Genomic DNA, 20,784 nt, shown 5'->3' on the forward strand with positions numbered 1-20,784 from the left:
CCACGCCCGTCCGTGCTGTCCGCCGCGGACTGCCCTGCTCACACGGCCCGCGCGAGCAGGCAGCCCCACAGGCTCTCAGGCCCTCGTCCGCGACCGCGCCTTGAACGCCGCCTTGCGGGCCTCCTTGGCCTTCTTCTTGTCGCTGTGCAGCCGCCCCATCGCTTCGAGGACGTCCGCCGTCGCCGGGTGCTCCACCCGCCACGCCTCGTCGAAGAAGCCGTTGTGCCGACCTGCCAGGTCCTCGACCAGGCCCTGGAGCTCGTCCAGGTCGCCATCGGCCTCCAGCTGGGCCGCCATCGTGTCGATGGCGAGCCAGAAGATCATCGGCTCCGGCGGTGCGGGTACGTCCGCCGCGCCCAGCTCCGCAAGCCAGACCCGCGCGAGACCGCCCAGCTCGGGGTCGTCCAGCACCGCGCGTACTGCGGGCTCCGCCTCCGCGCCGACCAGGGCGAGCGCCTGCTGGCAGTGAAGGCGGCGCAGAGGCGCCTGCTGGTCCGCGCCGCGTGCCGCCGCGAGGAGTTCGGCCGCGGCGCCGTCCTCGCCACGCCGGGCGAGCCACAGTTCGACCTCGCTGCGGGCCGCCGTCTCGGGGTAGTAAGCGATGCCGCCGAGGAGCACGTCGGCACCCTTGTCCGCGAGGTCGCCGATCGCCGGGGCGTCCACCCCGGCCTCCAGCATCCGGGCCCTGATGCCGTACAGGCCCAGGGGGGTCAGTTTCACCATTCCGTACCGGGTGATGTCCTCGTCGTCGGCCGGCGGGGCGGCGTCCTCGCCCGCCTCGGCCAGCAACGCCTCGTCCACCGGGCGGTATTCGACGATCCCGATGGGTTCGAGAACCCGGAACTGGTCGTCGAGACGCATCATCGCCTCGGACACCTGCTCAAGGATGTCGTCGGTGGGCTCAACCATGTCGTCGGGCACGATCACCGACGCGGCGAGCGCGGGCAGCGGTACGGCCGCCACGTCCGTGCCGATGTCGCCTGCGGTGAGCAGATACAGATTGCCGAGGACCCCGTCGAGGAATTCCGCCTCGGCATCCGGGTCCCAGTCCAGGGATTCGAAGTCGATCGAGCCGTCCTCGCCGACGAGATCGGCGAGGTCCTCGAAGAACGGCGCGGTGGCGTCCGCGTGGACGGCCTCCAGGCCGTCGAGCCAGATCGAAAGGACATCCTGCGGCGAGCCGCCGGTGATCAGTGCCAGGTTCTCACCGGCAGCGACGGTCCCCTCCGCATCCTCCCCCGCGGCCTCCTCCGGGTCCTCGACGTCGACGAGCCCCGCGTCGACCGCGAGCCGCCACGCCTCGCTCGCCTCCGCCGCACCGTCCTCGTCCGCCGTGAGGCCGAGGTGCTCGGCCGCCGCGGGCAACTGTTCCTCGACGAGCTCGCCACCGGCGCCGACCCGGGTCTCCGGGCCGGCCCAGCCGGCGAGCCGGACAGCGCGGGCGAGCAGCGGCGCGGCGAGCGCGTCCCGTGCCAGCTCGGCCTCGGTGTGCAGCCGTACGGGCGGCAGGGTGGGGCGCTCTGCGGACATCAGGTGGTTCTCCTCGGGGACGTACGGGGCGTACGGGTTCAGACGGCCCAAGCGTAGACGCATTTCGTCCGATGCCACCCGGTTCAGTAACGGACAGCGGCATTCCGCCCGGGGAACCTTGACAACTTCCTTGCCCACACCGGGGATTGACGCGCATAGACCTTTACACCCGGGTATGCGGCCGCTCAAGCGCATGTGGACCGCGCTGCGGGCCGGGACCAGCGTCGGACGCCTTTGCCAGGTTCGATCACGCCGGAGCGCGGAGCCCCCTCAACAGTTGAGCATTTCTTTCGCTTCGCTCCAAGAAGAACTAAGTAGACCTTCACAGTCCGGTCGATGGACACTTCAGGGATGACAGCACCCGCAGCTCCCTTCGGCCGCGCGCTCTGCGCGATGATCACTCCGTTCACCGCTTCCGGCGCGCTGGACCTGGACGCCGCCCGAAAGCATGCCGCTTCTCTGGTCGCCGACGGCTGCGACGGTCTGGTGCTCAGCGGTACCACCGGCGAGTCCCCGACCACCACCGACGCCGAGAAGACCGCACTGCTGCGGACGGTCAGGGCGGCGGTCGGCGACGGCGTGCCGATCGTCGCCGGGGTCGGCAGCCCGGACACCCGGCACACCGTGGCTCTCGCCCAGCAGGCCGAACAGGCCGGCGCGGACGGCCTGTTGGTGGTGACGCCGTACTACAGCAGACCGCCGCAGGCCGCCGTCGAGGCGCACTTCCGGTCCGTCGCCGATGCGACCGGCCTTCCGCTGATGCTGTACGACATCCCCGGCCGCACCGGCACCCGCATCGAGCCGGAGACCCTGCTGCGGCTCGCGGAGCACCCACGCATCGTGGCCGTGAAGGACTGCGCGTACGACCTGCTCGGCTCCACGAAGGTGATCGGTGCGACCTCGCTGGCGTACTACTCGGGCTGCGAGGAGCTGAACCTGCCGTTGTACGCGGTGGGCGCGGTGGGCTACGTCAGCACGGTCGCCAATGTCGCGCCCCGGCAGCTGCGGGCGGTCCTGGACGCCTTCGACGCCGGGGACACCGCCGGGGCCGCCCGGCTCAACCAGCTGCTCGTCCCCTTCGCCGACCTGATGATGGCGTCCGGGCTGCCCGGTACGGTCACGGCGAAGGCGCTGCTCGACGCGGGACCGGTCCGGGAACCGCTGCAGCCCGCCGGGCGCGAGACGGCCGACGGGCTGCGCAGGGCGTACGAGGAACTCCTCGCCGCTACCAGCACTAGTGCCGCAACCGGCACTAGTTGTGGCTGTGCAGGACGTCGTTGAGGCCGCCCCAGACCGCGTTGTTCGGGCGGGCCTCGACGGCGCCGGTGACCGAGTTGCGGCGGAAGAGGATGTTCGAGGCGCCGGAGAGCTCACGGGCCTTGACGATCTGGCCGTCCGGCAGCGTGATGCGGCTGCCGGCCGTGATGTAGAGCCCGGCCTCGACGACGCACTCGTCGCCGAGCGCGATCCCGACGCCGGCCTCGGCGCCGATCAGGCAGCGCTCACCGATGACGATGCGCTCCTTGCCGCCGCCGGAGAGAGTGCCCATGGTGGAGGCGCCGCCGCCGATGTCGGAGCCGTCGCCGATCACGACACCTGCGGAGATCCGGCCCTCGACCATGGAGGTGCCGAGGGTGCCCGCGTTGAAGTTGACGAAGCCCTCGTGCATGACGGTGGTACCGGAGGCAAGGTGCGCGCCGAGCCTGACCCGGTCGGCATCGGCGATCCGGACCCCCTTCGGCGCGACGTAGTCCGTCATCCGGGGGAACTTGTCGACCGAGGTGACCTGGAGGTGCAGGCCCTCGGCGCGGGCGTTCAGCCGCACCTTCTCCACGTCGTCGACGGCGACCGGGCCGAGCGAGGTCCAGGCGACGTTGGTGAGGAGGCCGAAGAGCCCGTCCAGGTTCTGGCCGTGCGGCTGGACGAGGCGGTGCGAGAGGAGGTGCAGGCGCAGGTACGCGTCGTGCGCGTCGAGCGGCTTGTCGTCGAGCGAGGCGATGACCGTACGTACGGCGACGATCTCGACCCCGCGGCGGGCGTCCACGCCGATAGCCTTGGCCGCACCCTCACCGAGGAGGTTGGCGGCCTGGTCGGGGGTGAGCCGTTCGGTTCCGGCCGAGCCGGGTTCTGCGGTGAGCTCGGGGGCGGGGAACCATGTGTCGAGAACGGAACCGTCGCCGGCGATGGTGGCGAGGCCGGCGGCGACGGCGCCGGTGGTGCGAGCAGGAGTCGTGTCGGTCATGACACGAACCTAACCGGCGAGGCACCGCCGGAGCCAACCGGTCTCGCCGGACGGTCGCGCGCTGTTCCCGGGAGCCCACGACCACCAGGTCAGCCGGACCGCGCCTGCCGCGAAGAACCTCATTCGCAGCACCCTCCCGATTGGGTTCCCGTTGGGAACTAACCATGACACCATGTCCTGCAGGTCGGTCTCGGCCTCGCCCACGACTGGCAGTGGGAGTCCGGCCAAGGAGGAGTCCATGCCCCAGCGCACCAGCCTGGCCGACGCCGACTGCGCGATTGCCCAGGCGCTCGATGTGGTCGGCGACTGGTGGACCTTGCTGATCGTGCGGGACACGGCGCGCGGGGTGCACCGCTTCGACGCGCTCCAGGAAGAGCTGGGCGTGTCCCGCAAGGTGCTGACCGAGCGGCTGCGACTGCTGGTCGACGCGGGGGTGCTGTCCCGGGAGCCGTACCAGGACCGGCCGCCTCGGTACGAGTACCGGCTCACCCGGCGTGGACGCGCGCTGCTGCCCGCACTGATCGCGCTCCAGGACTGGGGCGACACCTGGGTGATGGGAGAAGGGGAGATGACGGCAACGGCCACGGAGGCGTCGAAGGAGGCGGCCCGGGTTCACGCCTTGGTGGGAACCCGCCTGCCCGAGCTTCAACTGCTGGACTTCGACGGCGTGTTGCGCGACCCGGTCGCCGACACCTCGCACACCGTCCTGTACTGCTTCCCCAGCGCCTACGCCCGCCGGGACGCCTATCCGCCGGGCTGGGCCGAGACCCCGGGGGCCAGCGGATGCACCCTCGAATCCCGTACGTATCGCGACCAGTCGGCCGGGTTCACGGCGGCGGGCGCGACCCTGCACGGGGTTTCCACCCAACGCCCGGACGAGCAGCGGGCGTTCGCGGACGCGGAGCGGCTGCGCTTCCCGCTGCTGTCCGACGCGGGGCTGGAGCTGACTGCGGCGCTGCGACTGCCGACGTTCCGTGCGGCGGGGACCAGCCGGCTGAAGCGGCTGACGCTGGTGGTGGACCGGGACCGGACGATCCGCGAGGCGCTGTACCCGATCACGGACATCGAGGCGAGCGTGCAGGCGGCGCTGACGACGATCCGAAAGGCAAGCCCGTCCGGCGATTGAGGGGCGTTCGAGCCGGAGCCGTCAGCCGGCGACGCGCCCCAACATCTCCCGCGCGTATGCCTCGTCGTACTCCCCTCCGGTGAGCAGCACTTGCAGACAGATCCCGTCCATGAGTGCGATCAGTGCCCGCGCCGTGGCCGGATCGGTCCGCCGGGACAGCAGTTCGGCCGTGCCGTCGGTCCATTCGGCGGCGACGGTCCGCAGTGCGGGTCTGCGGAGGGCTGCGAGGTACAGCTCGTACTCCAGCTCGGCCCGCCCGCGCCCGCCGGAGAAGTACTCACCCAGCAGCCTGGCCAGTTCCTCGGCGAGGTCGGAGGCCGGGTCGGTCAGGATCCCGCTCTCCCGCATGATCTCGGCGAAGTTCTCGTTCGACCGGCGCAGGGCCGCGATCAACAGCTCGTCCAGCGAGGCGAAGTGATACGTCGTCGAGCCGAGCGGTACATCGGCCTCGGCCGCGACGGAGCGGTGACTGAGCCCCGCGATGCCCTTGGTACCGACCACCCGGATCGCGGCATCGATGATGCGGCCGCGCCGATCGGGGTCGTAACGGCGTGTCATCAGCGGGCACCTCCCAGATTCAGCACCACCACCCCTGCGATGACCAGCGCTATGCCCGCCAGCTTGACCAGGTTGGCGGACTCCCCCATGAAGAGGATGCCGATGGCGGCGACCGCGGCGGTGCCGATCCCGGCCCAGATGGCATAGGCGGTGCCCATCGGCAGCGTCTTCAGCGTCTGGGCGAGCAGCGTGAAGGCTGTGAGATAGCCCGCGACGGTGATGAGCGAGGGCCAGAGACGCGTGAAGCCCTCGCTGTACTTCATGGCCGTCGTACCGGCCACCTCCGCCGCTATCGCCGCGGCGAGCAGTCCATATCCCATGTGTACGAGGGTACGCATGGCTGCTCGCACGACAGTACGGCAGCTTTGCGTCACCCGGGACGTTACGGTGTCCCGACCAGCACACAGGACGACAACACACAACGGAGCAGCAGTGTCGCAGTACGCAGGGTGGGGCGGCGGTCCTCCGTACGGCGGAGCACCGTACGGAGGAGCACCGTACGGAGGGCCACCGGGATGGGGCGGCTGGATGCCGCCGCCGAAGCCCGGAGTGATACCGCTGGCACCCCTGAAGCTCGGGGACATACTCGGCGGCGCCTTGAGCACGATCGGACGATACTGGAAGCAGCTGTTCGGCGTCGGCCTGGCCGTGTACGGCGGGGCGCTGATCACCGTGGGTGCGACGGCCCTGATCGGGTACTTTGCGGTCGGTGACCGTCTGCACCGGATCCTCTCTCTCAGCGCCGAGGAGGACCCGTCGTCGAAGGACCTCTCACCGCTACTGATCGCCCTCGGCACCGTCTGGCTGGTAGCCGCGGTCGCATTCGTGATCAGCACAGCCATGATGTACGCGACCGTTGCCGCGGTCCTGCAGGAGGCCGTACTGGGCAGGCCGACCACTTTCTCCGTCATCTGGCGCCGGGCCTGGGCCCGCGTACCGGCACTGACCGGAACGGTGGCCCTCACGGCTCTGATCGCAGTGATCCCCGTGGCACTGGCGGTGATCGGCTTCTTCGCCTTCGTGATCGGCGCGTTCACGCTGGCTCACGGGTCAAGCGTCGTGCTGTGGACCTCGCTCGGCTTTCTGGGCGCCCTGGTCACCGCTCCTCTGGCGGCGTGGCTCTGGGTGAAATTCAGTCTGGCCCCCTCGGCCGTGGTTTTCGAGGGCCAGCGCCCGATGGCGGCGCTGCGTCGCTCGTCGCAGCTGGTGCGCGGCGACTGGTGGCGGATCTCCGGGATCAGCCTGCTGGCCTATGGCATGGCGGCCGCGACGAACTACATCATCCAGGTCCCGTTCTCGTTCCTCGGAATGTTCTCCGGCTTCATCGGTGGCTCGCCCCTGGACGACGACCCGAACCCCACGGCGATCGCCTTCGCCATGAGCGGCTATGTGGTGATCCTCTTTCTGAGCCAGCTCATCGGCCAGTTCGTCTCGGCAACGTTCCCGCAGCTGGTGACCGGACTCCTCTACGTCGACCGGCGCATGCGTACGGAGAACCTGGGACCGGTCCTCGCCGAGGCGGCAGCCGTACCGCCGCAGTACAACCCCTAAGGGCTGTCCCGCGCCTCCCTCAGTCGATGAGCCCGAGTAACAGTCGATGAGCGAATAACACCGCTGAACGGCCCCCGGCAGAAGCCGGGGGCCGTTCAGCGGTGCAGATGGCTCAGACGTTGAAGCCGAGCGCGCGCAGCTGCTCGCGCCCGTCGTCCGTGATCTTGTCCGGGCCCCACGGCGGCATCCAGACCCAGTTGATCCGCAGCTCGTTGACGATACCGTCGGTCGCGGACTTCGCCTGGTCCTCGATGACATCGGTCAGCGGGCAGGCCGCGGACGTCAGGGTCATGTCGATGGTGGCGATGTTGGCGTCGTCGACGTGGATGCCGTAGATCAGGCCCAGGTTGACGACGTCGATGCCCAGTTCGGGGTCGACGACGTCATACAGGGCCTCGCGGACCTCCTCCTCGGAGGCCGGCTTGGTCGCCGGGCCCTCGCTGGATGTCACCGTGTTCTCGCTCATGCCGTCTTCCCTTCGGACAGCGCTTTCGCCGTCGCGTCCTTCCACGCCATCCAGCTCAGTAGCGCGCATTTGACCCGGGCCGGGTACTTCGAGACACCGGCGAACGCGACGGCGTCCTCCAGTACCTCCTCCATCGCATCGTCCGGCTCCAGCTGGCCCTTCGACTGCATCAGTTCCAGGAAGGTCTCCTGGATCTTCTGCGCCTCGCCCAGCTCCTTGCCGACCAGCAGGTCGTTCAGCACGGACGCGCTGGCCTGGCTGATGGAGCAGCCCTGACCCTCGTAAGACACATCGGCGATGGTCTCGCCGTCGTACTTCACCCGGAGAGTGATCTCGTCGCCGCACGTCGGGTTGACGTGGTGCACCTCGGCGTCGCCGTCCCGCAGGCCGCGCCCGTGGGGGTGCTTGTAGTGGTCCAGGATCACTTCCTGGTACATGGAATCAAGCTTCACCAGTCAACCCTCAGCCGCTGTGCCTATTAACCGAAAAAGTTCCGTACGTGTTCCAGACCGTCCACCAGGGCGTCGACCTCGGCGGGCGTGGAGTACAGGTAGAACGACGCTCGCGTCGTCGCAGGAATTCCGTACCGCAGACAGACCGGCCGTGCGCAGTGGTGTCCGACCCGGACCGCGATGCCCTGCTCGTCGAGTACCTGGCCCACGTCGTGGGGATGGATGTCGCCGAGCGTGAAGGAGATCGTGGCGCCGCGGTCCTCGGCCGTGGCAGGACCGATGATCCTGAGGTCCGGGACCTCCAGGAGCCGCTTCACCGCGTACTCGGTGATCGCGTGCTCGTGCTGGTAGATCTTCTCCATGCCGATAGCCGAGAGGTAGTCCACGGCCGCGCCGAGGCCGACGGCCTGGGCGATCGGCGGCGTACCGGCCTCGAACTTGTGCGGCGCGGGGGCGTACGTCGACGAGTGCATCGACACGGTCTCGATCATCTCGCCGCCGCCGAGGAACGGCGGCAGGTCCTCCAGGAGCTCCTGCCGGCCCCAGAGCACGCCGATGCCGGTCGGTCCGACCATCTTGTGACCGGTGAAGGCCACGAAGTCGGCCTGCAGCGCCTGCACGTCGAGCACCATGTGCGGGGCGGCCTGCGAAGCATCGACGCAGACCAGCGCGCCGACCTGCTGGGCACGGCGGATGATCTTCTCGACCGGGTTGATCGTGCCCATGATGTTCGAGACCAGGGTGAAGGAGACGATCTTCGTCTTCTCCGTGATGATCTCGTCGATGTTGGACAGGTCGAGGCGGCCGTCGTCGGTGATGCCGAACCACTTCAGCTTCGCGCCGGTGCGCTGCGAGAGCAGCTGCCACGGCACGATGTTGGAGTGGTGCTCCATCTCCGTGATGACGATCTCGGTCTCGTGGTCCACCCGGTAGGGCTCATCGGCCCAGCCGAGCATGTTGGCCACGAGGTTGAGCGACTCGGAGGCGTTCTTGGTGAATATCACCTCGTTGCGGCTGGGCGCGTTGATGAAGGCGGCGATCTTGTCGCGGGCGCCCTCGTACAGCGCCGTGGCCTCCTCGGCGAGCACATGCACGCCACGGTGCACGTTGGCGTTGTGCCGCTCGTAGTACCCGTTCAGGGCGTCCAGAACCTGGCGCGGCTTCTGCGAGGTCGCCGCGTTGTCCAGATAAACGATCTTCTTCCCGTCGTGGACCGTCCGATCCAGCAGGGGGAAGTCCTTGCGGATCGCCTCGGTGTCGAGGAGGCCCGGCAGCTGTGTCACGCGGAAGCGCCACCCTTCACATATGCCTCGTAGCCCTCGTTCTCCAGCTTGTCGGCGAGCTCGGCGCCGCCGGACTCGGCAATGCGGCCGTTGGCGAAGACGTGCACGAAGTCGGGCTTGATGTAGCGGAGGATCCGCGTGTAGTGCGTGATCAGCAGGGTGCCGACCTCGCCGGTCTCGCGGACCCGGTTGACACCCTCGGAGACGATACGCAGGGCGTCGACGTCCAGACCGGAGTCGGTCTCGTCGAGGATCGCGACCTTCGGCTTGAGGAGCTCCAGCTGAAGGATCTCGTGGCGCTTCTTCTCACCACCGGAGAAACCCTCGTTGACGTTGCGCTCGGCGAACGCCGGGTCCATCTGGAGCCGGCCCATCGTCTCCTTGACCTCCTTCACCCAGGTACGCAGCTTGGGTGCCTCGCCGCGGACGGCGGTGGCGGAGGTACGCAGGAAGTTGGAGACCGAGACACCGGGGATCTCGACCGGGTACTGCATCGCGAGGAACAGACCGGCGCGGGCGCGCTCGTCGACGGTCATCTCCAGGACGTCTTCGCCGTCCAGAGTCACCGAACCGCGGGTGATCGTGTACTTGGGGTGACCGGCGAGGGAGTACGCAAGGGTGGACTTGCCGGACCCGTTGGGGCCCATGATGGCGTGGGTCTCGCCCTGCTTCACGGTCAGGTCGACGCCCTTGAGGATCTCCTTCGTGGCGTTGTCGGCCTCGACGGAGACGTGCAGGTCGCGGATTTCAAGCGTTGCCATGGGTGACTCAGGACTCCTGGGTGACGGAGACGAGCACATCGTCCCCTTCGATCTTGACGGGGTATACGGGGACGGGGCGCGTCGCGGGAAGGCCGGACGGCTTGCCGGTGCGGAGGTCGAAGCTGGAGCCGTGCAGCCAGCACTCGATCATGCAGTCCTCGACCTCTCCCTCGGACAGTGAGACGTTCGCGTGCGAGCAGATGTCGTTGATCGCGAACACCTCGCCCTCGGTACGGACGACGGACACCGGGATGCCGTCGAGCTCCACCCGCTTCGGGGTGTCGTCCTCCAGCTCACTCAGCGCGCAGGCTTTGACGAAGGCCATCAGACGGAAGCCTTCAGCTCGGTCTCGATCTTGTCGAGCAGCCGCGCCTCGACGTCCGGCAGACCGATCTGCTGGACGAGCTCGGCGAAGAAGCCGCGCACGACGAGCCGGCGGGCCTCCTCGGCCGGGATGCCGCGGGACATCAGGTAGAAGAGCTGCTCGTCGTCGAAGCGGCCGGTCGCGGAGGCGTGGCCGGCGCCGACGATCTCGCCGGTCTCGATCTCCAGGTTCGGTACCGAGTCGACCCGCGCGCCGTCCGTCAGGACGAGGTTGCGGTTCATCTCGTAGGTGTCGGTGCCCTCGGCCCTGGCCTGGATGAGTACGTCACCGATCCACACCGCATGTGCGCCGTCGCCCTGGAGCGCGCCCTTGTAGGCGGCGTTGGACTTGCAGTGCGGGGTGTTGTGGTCGACCAGGAGGCGGTGCTCCTGGTGCTGGCCCTTGTCGGTGAAGTACAGGCCGAAGAGCTCGGCCTCACCGCCGGTGCCCGCGTAACTGACGCGCGGGTGGAGACGGACGAGGTCACCGCCGAAGGTGACGACGATCGACTTGAACGAGGCGTCCCGGCCGACCAGCGCGTTGTGCTGGCCGACGTGGACTGCGGCCTCGTCCCAGTCCTGCACGGAGACGACGGTGAGCTTCGCGCCGTCACCGAGGACGTAGTCCACGTTGGCTGCGAGCACCGTGTCACCGGTGTGGTCGATGACGACGACGGCCTCGGCGAAGGCTCCGAGCTCGACAACCTGGTGGCCGTAGGCCACGCCGCCCTCGCCGTGCACCGAGATGCGGATCGGCTCGGTGAGCACGGCCTCCTTGGCGACCGTGACGACGGACGCCTGCTCGAAGGACGAGTACGCCTGGGCGGCTACGCGGTCCACCGGGGTTCCGGCCTTCCCGAGCCGGGAGTCGTCGCGGCCGACGGTCTCGACCGTGACGCCCTCGGGGGCCTCGATCGCGACCTTCACACCGCCACCGGTGACAAGGGCCGTGCCGTCGTGCAGCCCGCGCAGCCGCTCCAGCGGCGTGAACCGCCACTCCTCCTCACGGCCGTGCGGGACCGGGAAGTCCGCGACGTCGAAGGACGGGGGCGCGCTCATGCGCGTGGCGACGGTCGACTCGGCGGCCACCGCGATGGACCCGGTGGTGGTGGACCCCGCCGGAATGTTCTGAGCCTCAGCCATGGCTGTCGTAGTGCTCGCTTTCTCTGTGAAAAGTCGGGGGATTCGGTCGTCAGGCCGTGCTGGGCCGTGTCAGCCGACCGAGCCCTCCATCTGCAGCTCGATCAGCCGGTTGAGCTCGAGGGCGTACTCCATCGGCAGCTCCTTCGCGATCGGCTCGACGAAGCCGCGCACGATCATCGCCATCGCCTCGAACTCCGTCAGGCCACGGCTCATCAGGTAGAAGAGCTGGTCCTCGGAGACCTTGGAGACGGTCGCCTCGTGACCCATCGACACGTCGTCCTCGCGGACATCGACGTACGGGTAGGTGTCGGAACGCGAGATCGTGTCGACCAGCAGCGCGTCACAGAGCACGTTGGACTTCGCGCCCGGCGCGCCCTCACCGATCTCGATCAGACCGCGGTAGGAGGTGCGGCCACCGCCGCGCGCCACCGACTTGGAGACGATGTTGGAGGAGGTGTTCGGCGCCATGTGGACCATCTTGGCGCCGGCGTCCTGGTGCTGGCCCTCGCCCGCGAAGGCGATGGACAGAGTCTCGCCCTTGGCGTGCTCGCCCATCAGGTAGACGGCCGGGTACTTCATGGTGACCTTGGAGCCGATGTTGCCGTCGACCCACTCCATGGTCGCGCCCTCATAGGCCACGGCGCGCTTGGTGACCAGGTTGTAGACGTTGTTCGACCAGTTCTGGATCGTCGTGTAGCGGCAGCGGCCGCCCTTCTTCACGATGATCTCGACGACCGCGGAGTGCAGCGAGTCGGAGGAGTAGATCGGGGCGGTGCAGCCCTCGACGTAGTGGACGTAGGCGTCCTCGTCGACGATGATCAGCGTCCGCTCGAACTGGCCCATGTTCTCCGTGTTGATACGGAAGTAGGCCTGCAGCGGGATGTCGACGTGGACACCCTTGGGCACGTAGATGAACGACCCACCGGACCACACGGCCGAGTTCAGCGAGGCGAACTTGTTGTCGCCGACCGGGATGACGGTGCCGAAGTACTCCTTGAAGAGCTCCGGGTGCTCCTTCAGCGCGGTGTCGGTGTCGAGGAAGATGACGCCCTGCTCCTCCAGGTCCTCACGGATCTGGTGGTAGACGACCTCGGACTCGTACTGCGCGGCGACACCGGCGACCAGGCGCTGCTTCTCCGCCTCCGGGATGCCGAGCTTGTCGTAGGTGTTCTTGATGTCCTCGGGCAGGTCCTCCCAGGACTCCGCCTGCTTCTCCGTGGACCGCACGAAGTACTTGATGTTGCCGAACTCGATGCCCGACAGGTCGGAGCCCCAGTTCGGCATGGGCTTCTTGTCGAAGAGTCGCAGGCCCTTGAGGCGCAGCTTCAGCATCCACTCGGGCTCGTTCTTCTTCGCCGAGATGTCGCGGACGACATCCTCGGAGAGCCCGCGCTTGGCTGCGGCGCCTGCCGCGTCGGAGTCGGCCCAGCCGAATTCGTACGTGCCCAGACCTTCGAGCTCAGGGTGGGCAGTCTCCGTAGGGAGCGTCATGCGGGGTTCCTCCCGGCCGTGCTTGCAGATGCTGAATGGGTGGTCTTCGGTGCTGAGTGGCCGCTGCGCGGAATGTACGTCGTGCACACACCGTCACCGTGGGCGATGGTGGCCAGACGCTGCACATGCGTCCCGAGGAGGCTGGAGAAGAACTCCGTCTCCGCCTCGCACAGCTGCGGATACTGCTCGGCGACATGGGCGACCGGGCAGTGGTGCTGGCACAGCTGCTCGCCCTGCTGCGGGCCGGGCGCACTACGCGCCATGGCAGCGTACCCGTCTGCGGACAAGGCCTTGGCCAGCGCCTCGGTGCGCTGCTCGGGGCCTGAGGCCTCGATCGCCGCACGGTACGCCTCGGACTGGGCCGCGATCCTGGCCCGGGCGAAAGCGACGACCGCTTCGTCACCCGAGGTCTCGGCGATCCAGCGCAGCGCGTCCGCGGCGAGCTTGTCGTAGGACTGGTCGAAGGCGTCCCGCCCGCAGTCGGTGAGGACGAACACCTTGGCCGGGCGGCCTCTGGTCCGCGCCCCGTACACCCGCTGCTCGCGGGCCTCGACGACGCCGTCGGAGACGAGGGCGTCGAGATGGCGGCGGACCGCGGCCTGGGTGAGGCCGAGGCGCTGCGCCAGTTCGGCGACGGTGGACGGGCCGTGGTCCAGGATGGAGCGCGCGACCCGGTTGCGCGTCGAGCGCTCGCCGGTCGCGAGTTCCTCCAGCTGTGATCCCCGCCTGACCTCGCCGTATTTCACAACGCCATTGTTGCGTAATTCATCGGGCTCTGACAACCACGGTCCGAAACGATCTACGGTGCAGTTCGTCACTTAGGGTCACCTAATTCAGCCCCGGAAGACGGCCCCTTTCCGCCCCTGCCTAGACTTACCGGCCATGAAGAGCGAGCCCGCCCACCCCCCGTCGAGCCGCTCCGCGACGCACCTCGCTGTCGAGGTCCGCGGCCTGGTGAAGCGGTACGGCTCCAAGACCGCTGTGGACGGCCTCGACCTGTGTGTACGCACCGGCGCGGTCACCGCCGTCCTCGGTCCCAACGGCGCCGGCAAGACCACCACCATAGAAACCTGCGAGGGCTACCGCCGCCCGGATGACGGGACGGTGCGGGTCCTCGGCCTCGACCCGGTCGCCGACGCCGCGAAGCTCCGCCCCCGTATCGGTGTGATGCTCCAGTCGGGCGGCGTCTACTCCGGTGCACGCGCCGACGAGATGCTCCGCCACATGGCGAAACTCCACGCCGATCCGCTGGATGTCGACGCCCTCATCGAGCGCCTCGGCCTCGGCAGCTGCGGCCGTACGACCTACCGCCGGCTCTCCGGCGGCCAGCAGCAGAGGCTCGCCCTGGCGATGGCCGTCGTCGGCCGCCCCGAGCTGGTCTTCCTGGACGAGCCGACCGCCGGCCTCGACCCGCAGGCCCGCCGCTCCACCTGGGATCTCGTACGGGAGCTGCGCGCCGACGGCGTATCGGTCGTCATCACCACACACTTCATGGACGAGGCCGAGAAACTCGCCGACGACGTCGCCGTCATCGACGCGGGCAAGGTCATCGCCCAGGGCAGCCCCGAGACGCTCTGCCGCGGCGGCGCCGAGAACACCCTGCGCTTCACCGGCCACCCCGGTCTCGACCTCGGCTCCCTCCTGAAGGCGCTGCCCGACGGCACGGAAGCTGCCGAGGTCGCTCCCGGCATGTACCGCATCACCGGCGACATCGACCCGCAGCTGCTGGCCACCGTCACCTCCTGGTGTGCACAGCACGGAGTGATGCCGTCCGGCATCTCCGTGGAGCGTCACACCCTGGAGGATGTCTTCCTGGAACTGACCGGCAAGGAGCTGCGCGCATGAGCGCCGGTACGTACACCCCGCAGCCGGGTGCCGCCCCCCTGGCCCGCATGATCACCGCGCAGACCGCACTGGAGACGCGGATGCTGCTGCGCAACGGCGAGCAGCTGCTGCTGACGGTGATCATCCCGACGCTGCTGCTGGTGCTGTTCAGCGCGGTCGACATCGTGGACACGGGGGCGGGCAAGTCCGTCGACTTCCTGACGCCGGGCATTCTCGCGCTCGCCGTGATGTCGACGGCCTTCACGGGCCAGGCCATCGCCACCGGTTTCGAGCGGCGGTACGGGGTGCTCAAGCGGCTCGGTGCCTCGCCGCTGCCCCGCTGGGCGCTGATGACCGCCAAGACGCTTGCGGTACTGGTCACCGAGGTGCTGCAGGTGGTGCTGCTCACGGTGATCGCGTTCGCGCTGGGCTGGTCGCCGCACGGCAACCCTTTCGCCGTCCTGATGCTGCTCGTGCTCGGGACCGCGGCCTTCTCCGGGCTCGGGCTGCTGATGGCCGGGACGCTGAAGGCGGAGGCGACGCTCGCCGCGGCCAATCTGGTCTTTCTCCTGCTGCTGGTCGGCGGCGGGGTCATCGTGCCGCTGGACAAGTTCCCGGACGCGGTGCAGTCGGTGCTGGGGCTGCTGCCGATCGCGGCGCTGTCCGACGGCCTGCGCGATGTGCTCCAGCACGGCGCGTCGATGCCATGGAGCGACCTCGGCATCCTCGTGGTGTGGGCGGTGCTCGGGCTGGGCGCGGCGGCCAAGCTCTTCCGCTGGGAGTAACGACCTGGGGGCCGACCGGTCCGAACGCACGCGTCCATCGACGGTTCGGGGTAACTCGTCCCCCTCGTGAAAGCTTGCACAAGCCGCCGCCTACGATGGTGCGCGTGCCCAAGCTGACCCGAGCCGAAATCGCTCAAGCCGCGCGGAACCCGCTCTCCTTCATCGCCGACCGGTGGACTCCGTCCCCCCGCACGGTCCGCCGTGCGGCCATGTCGGCCGTCGTCATGGCCGTGCTCATCGTCGTGACCGGCGGCGCGGTACGGCTGACCGGATCCGGACTCGGCTGTCCGACCTGGCCCAAGTGCACGGAAGAGAGCCTGACGGCGACACGCGAGATGGGCATCCACGGCGCCATCGAGTTCGGCAACCGGATGCTGACGTACGTCCTGTGCGCGGCGGTCGGGTGGGCGATCATCGCCGCCCGGTCCGCGAAGCCCTGGCGCCGCAGCCTCACCCGGCTCGGCTGGGCGCAGTTCTGGGTGGTCATGGGCAACGCGGTGCTCGGTGGCATCGTGGTGCTGGTCGGCCTCAACCCCTACACCGTCGCCGCGCACTTCCTGCTCACCACGGCGCTGCTCACCGTCGCGCTGGTGACCTGGCAGCGGGTCCGTGAGGGCGACGTGGCGCCCCGTCCGCTGGTGGGCAAGGCGGTCTCCCAGCTGGCCTGGCTGCTCGCGGTCGCCGCGGGGCTGCTGATCACGGTCGGCACGGTCGTCACGGGCGCCGGACGGCACGCGGGCGACTCCAGCGACGTCCCCCGCATTCCGGTCGACTGGAAGCTGGTCTCGCAGCTGCACGCCGATCTGGCCTGGGTCGTGGTGGCGCTGGCCGTCGCGCTCTGGTTCGTACTGAAGGCCGTGGACGCACCGGTCGGCCCTCTCCACCGGGCCCGTGATCTCTTCCTGGTGCTGATGGGGCAGGGCGTGATCGGTTACGTCCAGTACTTCACGAACACCCCCGAGATCCTCGTCGGCCTGCACATGCTCGGCTCATGCCTGGTGTGGATCGCGGTCGTGCGGGTGCTGCTGTCGCTGCGGGAGCGCCCGGTCGCCGTCGCCGCGGTGCCCGGCCCCGCCGCCGAGCAGCCGGAGCCGGCCGCGGCGGGCTGAGCCGAGCCCGGGGAGAACCCCCGGGCACCCGCCGGCTGCCCCGCGCATACGCCGATCGCCGGCCGGGCCCGACTTCGGGCCCGGCCGGCGATCGGCGTATGCGCGGGTACGCAGGGACGAGGGTCCGTCCGGTCAGGCCCTGTTGGACGGGCCGCCCACCTGGATGCCCGCCATCCGCGTCCACTCGTAGGGACCCGTGTGGACCTTCGCGGCGAACTCGCCGTCGAAGGATTCGTGCATCGTGATCCCGGCCTTCCGAGTGGCGCTCTCGGCGATCGCGTAAGACGGGGCGACCAGATCGCCCCAATCGCCGTCCTCGCCCACGAGAACGATGCGGGTTCCCATCTGCCCGATGTAGGCGAGCTGTCCTTCCGCGCCGCCGTGCGCCTTGGAGAAGGCGCCGATCTGCTTGGCGAGCTTCGCCGCCCTGCGCTCCGCGCGGGCCACCTGCTTGCCGCTCTCAACCTGGGTCTCTGCCGTCTCTGCCATGCTCAGGATGCTACCGACGGGTAGGCCAACGTGCGACGGGCGGGGCACGTGGCATGAACCACGTACCCCGCCCGACGGCAGGAGTCGATGAGGCAGAACTGCCTCAGGCAGCGGGACTACCTCAGGAAGGGGTCGACCGCCACAGCGACGAAGAGCAGCGAGACATAGGTGATCGACCAGTGGAACAGCCGCATCTCCTTGAGCTTTCCGCCGGTCACCCCAGCCTTGGCCCGGCCGAGCAGGGCGTGTGCCTCCCAGAGCCAGAGGCCGCCGGTCAGCAGCGCCACCACCGTGTAGAACCAGCCGGTGTAGCCGAGCGGGGTGAGCAGCAGCGAGACGGCGACCATCACCCAGCTGTAGACGACGATCTGGCGGGCCACCACCCGGTTGGAGGCGATGACCGGCAGCATCGGGACACCGACGCGGGCGTAGTCGTCCTTCACCTTCATGGACAGCGGCCAGTAGTGCGGCGGCGTCCAGAAGAACATCACGGCGAAGAGGATGATCGCGGCCCAGGACATCGAGTTGGTCACGGAGGACCAGCCGATGAGGACCGGCATGCAGCCGGCGATACCGCCCCATACGATGTTCTGCGAGGTGCGGCGCTTCAGCAGCATCGTGTAGCCGACCACGTAGAACAGCAGCGCGCCGAGCGCGAGCGCGGCAGACAGCCAGTTGACGAGCAGTCCGAACCAGACGGTCGAGATCACCGCGAGGGCGAACCCGAAGGCCAGGCACTCACGCGGGCTCACCATGCCGGTGACCAGCGGACGCTGCGACGTACGGTCCATCAACGCGTCGATGTCGCGGTCGATGTACATGTTCAGTGCATTGGCACCACCTGCGGAGAGGTATCCCCCGATGGTGGTGGTGAGCACGAGCCACAGGTCGGGCACACCCTGAGCGGCAAGGAACATCACCGGAACAGTGGTGATCAGCAACAGCTCGATGATCCGAGGCTTGGTCAGCGCCACGAATGCCTTGACACGGGCCCCGAACGGGCGATGGCCCCCTGGACTGGGAGTCAAGGCGACCCCTGCGGGTCGGGACTCGACGGCCGTCACGCACACCCCTGACAGAGAAATCCCAGCAAGCTCCGGGCGTGAAGGCCCAGTAAAGACTTGCGCGAACCAGACCACTGTAGACGTTGGGGACAGGCCGCCCTTCGCGGGGGTGGGGTCGTGTTGAAGTGGCGTGGAAGCACAGCGTCCGGCTCGTCGGAGCGACTTGGGAGCGAGAGTCACCCTCCCGTGGGTGGCGCACGAACAAAAGCGGCACACAAGTAAAGGGACACGCTCATCAGAGGGCGCATAAGTAAGGGGAGGCGCTCATCGGAGGGCCCAGAAGTGAGTCGTCGCGCTCATACGGGAGGCGAACTCCCCAGGCCGCCTGCACCCTGGAAAGCAGCCGGAAAATGGTTGTTCCGACGAGGGTAGGCTCGACAACGCCCGGTGCGGTCACAGTCACCGGTTTACAACAGTGGAGAGGAGCCCTGACTCAGGGTGAGCACCAAGCCGACCACCACAGACCTCCAGTGGACCGAATTGGACCAGCGGGCCGTGGACACTGTCCGCGTCCTTGCCGCCGACGCCGTACAGAAGGTCGGAAACGGCCACCCTGGCACGGCGATGAGCCTGGCTCCCGCCGCGTACACCCTCTTCCAGAAGGTGATGCGGCACGACCCCGCCGACGCCGATTGGACCGGTCGCGACCGGTTCGTGCTCTCTGCGGGTCACAGCAGCCTGACCCTCTACATCCAGCTCTACCTGGCGGGGTACGGCCTGGAGCTCGATGACCTCAAGGCTTTCCGTACCTGGGGCTCGAAGACCCCCGGTCACCCGGAGTACGGCCACACCAACGGCGTCGAGACGACCACGGGCCCGCTGGGCCAGGGCGTCGCCAATGCGGTGGGCATGGCGATGGCCGCCCGCTACGAACGCGGCCTGTTCGACCCGGAGGCGGCCCCCGGCACCTCTCCGTTCGACCACATGGTCTGGGTCATCGCCGGCGACGGCTGCCTCCAGGAGGGCATCTCCGCGGAGGCGTCCTCGCTGGCCGGCCATCAGAAGCTCGGCAACCTGGTCCTGCTGTGGGACGACAACCACATCTCCATCGAGGGCGACACGGAGACCGCGGTCTCCGAGGACACCCTGAAGCGGTACGAGGCGTACGGCTGGCACGTCCAGCGCGTCGACCAGCTGCCCAGCGGCGACCTGGACCCGGCGGGTCTGTACAAGGCGCTGCAGGCCGCCAAGGCCGAGACCGAGCGCCCCTCGTTCATCGCGGCCCGCTCGATCATCGCCTGGCCCGCCCCGAACGCCCAGAACACCGAGGCCTCGCACGGCTCGGCGCTCGGCGACGAAGAGGTCGCCGCGACGAAGAAGGTCCTCGGCTTCGACCCGGAGAAGTCCTTCGAGGTCTCCGACGAGGTCATCTCCCACACCCGCGAGGCGCTGGACCGCGGCCGCGAGGCCAGGGCCGAGTGGGAGAAGGCGCTCGCAGCCTGGCGCACCGCCAACCCGGAGCGCGCCGACGAGTTCGACCGGATCTCCGCCGGCGAGCTGCCCGCAGGCTGGGAGGACCGGCTTCCGGTCTTCGAGCCGGGCAGGAGCGTCGCCACCCGCGCCGCCTCCGGCAAGGTGCTCCAGCAGCTCGGCGAGGTCATCCCCGAGCTGTGGGGCGGCTCCGCCGACCTCGCGGGCTCGAACAACACCACGATCGACAAGACGTCGTCGTTCCTCCCGGCGGGCAACCCGTTGCCCAGCGCGGACCCGTACGGCCGCACGATCCACTTCGGTATCCGCGAGCACGCGATGGCCGCCGCCATGAACGGCATCGCGCTGCACGGCCACACCCGCATCTACGGCGGCACCTTCCTGGTGTTCTCCGACTACATGCGCAACGCCGTGCGCCTCTCCGCGCTGATGCACCTGCCGGTGACGTACGTGTGGACGCACGACTCGATCGGTCTCGGCGAGGACGGCCCGACCCACCAGCCGGTGGAGCACCTGGCCTCGCTGCGCGCCATCCCGGGCCTGAACATCGTCCGCCCGGCCGACGCCAACGAGACCTCCATCGCCTGGCGCGAGATCCTGCGCCGCTACACCAAGGTGTTCGGCAAGGGCACCCCGCACGGTCTGGCGCTGACCCGCCAGGGCGTCCCGACCTACGAGGCGAACGAGGACGCGGCCAAGGGCGGCTACGTGCTCTTCGAGGCCGAAGGCGGCGACGCCCAGGTCCTCCTGATCGGTACGGGCTCCGAGGTGCACCTCGCCGTCGAGGCACGCGAGGAGCTGCAGGCCGCCGGCATCCCGACCCGTGTGGTGTCGATGCCGTCGGTCGAGTGGTTCGAGGAGCAGGACCAGGCTTACAAGGACAGCGTTCTGCCGCCTTCCGTGAAGGCCCGGGTCGCGGTCGAGGCCGGTATCGCCCTGACCTGGCACCGGTACGTCGGTGACGCCGGCCGGATCGTCTCGCTGGAGCACTTCGGTGCCTCGGCCGACGCCAAGGTCCTCTTCCGCCAGTTCGGCTTCACGGGCGAGCACGTCGCCGCCGCCGCGCGGGAATCTCTCGCCGCCGCCGCACGCTGACGCCGTTATACGACTAGTAGG

The 20,784-nt window shown here is 68.9% G+C and carries 21 protein-coding genes; 7 read left to right on the top strand and 14 right to left on the bottom strand.

From position 1 onward, the window contains the following. Positions 1 to 75: 75 nt before the first annotated feature. Positions 76 to 1,530 (bottom strand): hypothetical protein, encoded by a 1,455-nt coding sequence (locus ACH4EW_RS23480; protein WP_398260119.1) that lies wholly within the window; start codon positions 1,528 to 1,530, stop codon positions 76 to 78. A gap of 351 nt (positions 1,531 to 1,881) precedes the next feature. Between ACH4EW_RS23480 and dapA the strand changes: the two genes are divergently transcribed. Beyond that, positions 1,882 to 2,811 (top strand): 4-hydroxy-tetrahydrodipicolinate synthase, encoded by a 930-nt coding sequence (dapA, locus tag ACH4EW_RS23485; protein WP_398259893.1) that lies wholly within the window; start codon positions 1,882 to 1,884, stop codon positions 2,809 to 2,811. Here the strand turns inward: dapA and dapD are convergent. Further along, the gene (gene dapD, locus ACH4EW_RS23490; protein ID WP_398259895.1) at positions 2,783 to 3,772 is read right to left on the bottom strand and encodes a 2,3,4,5-tetrahydropyridine-2,6-dicarboxylate N-succinyltransferase; all 990 of its coding nucleotides are present in this window, start codon (positions 3,770 to 3,772) and stop codon (positions 2,783 to 2,785) included. The two genes, dapA and dapD, sit on opposite strands and share 29 nt — an antisense overlap. A gap of 238 nt (positions 3,773 to 4,010) precedes the next feature. On the opposite strand from dapD, the gene ACH4EW_RS23495 reads away from it, so the two are divergent. Next, positions 4,011 to 4,898: a winged helix-turn-helix transcriptional regulator gene (locus ACH4EW_RS23495; RefSeq protein ID WP_398259897.1), complete on the top strand. Its 888-nt coding sequence runs from the start codon at positions 4,011 to 4,013 to the stop codon at positions 4,896 to 4,898. Between the two features lie 21 nt (positions 4,899 to 4,919). Here ACH4EW_RS23495 and ACH4EW_RS23500 read toward each other — a convergent pair whose 3' ends face one another. Continuing rightward, positions 4,920 to 5,456, bottom strand: coding sequence for a TetR/AcrR family transcriptional regulator (locus tag ACH4EW_RS23500; RefSeq protein WP_398259899.1), 537 nt, complete (start codon positions 5,454 to 5,456; stop codon positions 4,920 to 4,922). After that, positions 5,456 to 5,776: a DMT family transporter gene (locus ACH4EW_RS23505; RefSeq protein WP_398259901.1), complete on the bottom strand. Its 321-nt coding sequence runs from the start codon at positions 5,774 to 5,776 to the stop codon at positions 5,456 to 5,458. The genes ACH4EW_RS23500 and ACH4EW_RS23505 overlap by 1 nt, the downstream gene beginning before the upstream one ends. A 277-nt stretch (positions 5,777 to 6,053) precedes the next feature. Between ACH4EW_RS23505 and ACH4EW_RS23510 the strand changes: the two genes are divergently transcribed. After that, positions 6,054 to 7,007: a hypothetical protein gene (locus tag ACH4EW_RS23510; protein WP_398259903.1), complete on the top strand. Its 954-nt coding sequence runs from the start codon at positions 6,054 to 6,056 to the stop codon at positions 7,005 to 7,007. A gap of 112 nt (positions 7,008 to 7,119) precedes the next feature. Here the strand turns inward: ACH4EW_RS23510 and ACH4EW_RS23515 are convergent, their stop codons facing one another. From ACH4EW_RS23515 to ACH4EW_RS23550, 8 genes are all read right to left on the bottom strand, one after another. Continuing rightward, positions 7,120 to 7,473, bottom strand: coding sequence for a metal-sulfur cluster assembly factor (locus ACH4EW_RS23515; protein ID WP_398259905.1), 354 nt, complete (start codon positions 7,471 to 7,473; stop codon positions 7,120 to 7,122). Next, entirely contained in the window at positions 7,470 to 7,925 is a 456-nt protein-coding gene (sufU, locus tag ACH4EW_RS23520; RefSeq protein WP_148834121.1) for a Fe-S cluster assembly sulfur transfer protein SufU, read from the bottom strand. Before sufU ends, ACH4EW_RS23515 begins: the two co-directional genes overlap by 4 nt. A gap of 26 nt (positions 7,926 to 7,951) precedes the next feature. Then, positions 7,952 to 9,208: a cysteine desulfurase gene (locus ACH4EW_RS23525; RefSeq protein WP_398259908.1), complete on the bottom strand. Its 1,257-nt coding sequence runs from the start codon at positions 9,206 to 9,208 to the stop codon at positions 7,952 to 7,954. After that, positions 9,205 to 9,969: a Fe-S cluster assembly ATPase SufC gene (gene sufC, locus ACH4EW_RS23530; RefSeq protein ID WP_351205385.1), complete on the bottom strand. Its 765-nt coding sequence runs from the start codon at positions 9,967 to 9,969 to the stop codon at positions 9,205 to 9,207. Before sufC ends, ACH4EW_RS23525 begins: the two co-directional genes overlap by 4 nt. Positions 9,970 to 9,976: 7 nt before the next feature. Beyond that, on the bottom strand, positions 9,977 to 10,294 hold the full coding sequence (locus ACH4EW_RS23535; protein ID WP_093899509.1) for a bifunctional 3-phenylpropionate/cinnamic acid dioxygenase ferredoxin subunit: 318 nt from the start codon (positions 10,292 to 10,294) through the stop codon (positions 9,977 to 9,979). Then, positions 10,294 to 11,475 (bottom strand): Fe-S cluster assembly protein SufD, encoded by a 1,182-nt coding sequence (gene sufD, locus ACH4EW_RS23540; protein ID WP_398259911.1) that lies wholly within the window; start codon positions 11,473 to 11,475, stop codon positions 10,294 to 10,296. Before sufD ends, ACH4EW_RS23535 begins: the two co-directional genes overlap by 1 nt. Positions 11,476 to 11,544: 69 nt before the next feature. Next, the gene (gene sufB / locus ACH4EW_RS23545; RefSeq protein ID WP_398259913.1) at positions 11,545 to 12,966 is read right to left on the bottom strand and encodes a Fe-S cluster assembly protein SufB; all 1,422 of its coding nucleotides are present in this window, start codon (positions 12,964 to 12,966) and stop codon (positions 11,545 to 11,547) included. Continuing rightward, the gene (locus tag ACH4EW_RS23550; protein ID WP_398259915.1) at positions 12,963 to 13,712 is read right to left on the bottom strand and encodes a helix-turn-helix transcriptional regulator; all 750 of its coding nucleotides are present in this window, start codon (positions 13,710 to 13,712) and stop codon (positions 12,963 to 12,965) included. The genes sufB and ACH4EW_RS23550 overlap by 4 nt, the downstream gene beginning before the upstream one ends. 136 nt (positions 13,713 to 13,848) lie before the next feature. On the opposite strand from ACH4EW_RS23550, the gene ACH4EW_RS23555 reads away from it, so the two are divergent. From ACH4EW_RS23555 to ACH4EW_RS23565, 3 genes are all read left to right on the top strand, one after another. Further along, on the top strand, positions 13,849 to 14,811 hold the full coding sequence (locus tag ACH4EW_RS23555; RefSeq protein ID WP_398259917.1) for an ABC transporter ATP-binding protein: 963 nt from the start codon (positions 13,849 to 13,851) through the stop codon (positions 14,809 to 14,811). Beyond that, the gene (locus tag ACH4EW_RS23560) at positions 14,808 to 15,575 is read left to right on the top strand and encodes an ABC transporter permease (protein WP_398259919.1); all 768 of its coding nucleotides are present in this window, start codon (positions 14,808 to 14,810) and stop codon (positions 15,573 to 15,575) included. The genes ACH4EW_RS23555 and ACH4EW_RS23560 overlap by 4 nt, the downstream gene beginning before the upstream one ends. Before the next feature lie 95 nt (positions 15,576 to 15,670). Next, on the top strand, positions 15,671 to 16,684 hold the full coding sequence (locus tag ACH4EW_RS23565) for a heme A synthase (protein WP_398259921.1): 1,014 nt from the start codon (positions 15,671 to 15,673) through the stop codon (positions 16,682 to 16,684). Positions 16,685 to 16,816: 132 nt separating this feature from the next. Here ACH4EW_RS23565 and ACH4EW_RS23570 read toward each other — a convergent pair whose 3' ends face one another. Continuing rightward, complete coding sequence (locus ACH4EW_RS23570; RefSeq protein WP_398259923.1) at positions 16,817 to 17,173, bottom strand: hypothetical protein; 357 nt, start codon at positions 17,171 to 17,173, stop codon at positions 16,817 to 16,819. 116 nt (positions 17,174 to 17,289) lie between these two features. Continuing rightward, positions 17,290 to 18,243: a heme o synthase gene (locus tag ACH4EW_RS23575; RefSeq protein ID WP_398259925.1), complete on the bottom strand. Its 954-nt coding sequence runs from the start codon at positions 18,241 to 18,243 to the stop codon at positions 17,290 to 17,292. A 432-nt stretch (positions 18,244 to 18,675) separates the two neighbouring features. On the opposite strand from ACH4EW_RS23575, the gene tkt reads away from it, so the two are divergent. Beyond that, positions 18,676 to 20,763 (top strand): transketolase, encoded by a 2,088-nt coding sequence (gene tkt, locus ACH4EW_RS23580; RefSeq protein ID WP_398259927.1) that lies wholly within the window; start codon positions 18,676 to 18,678, stop codon positions 20,761 to 20,763. The last annotated feature ends 21 nt before the right edge of the window (positions 20,764 to 20,784 follow it).

It is taken from the genome of Streptomyces sp. NPDC018000 (assembly GCF_044328025.1).
In the GTDB taxonomy this organism is placed as follows: Bacteria; Actinomycetota; Actinomycetes; order Streptomycetales; family Streptomycetaceae; genus Streptomyces.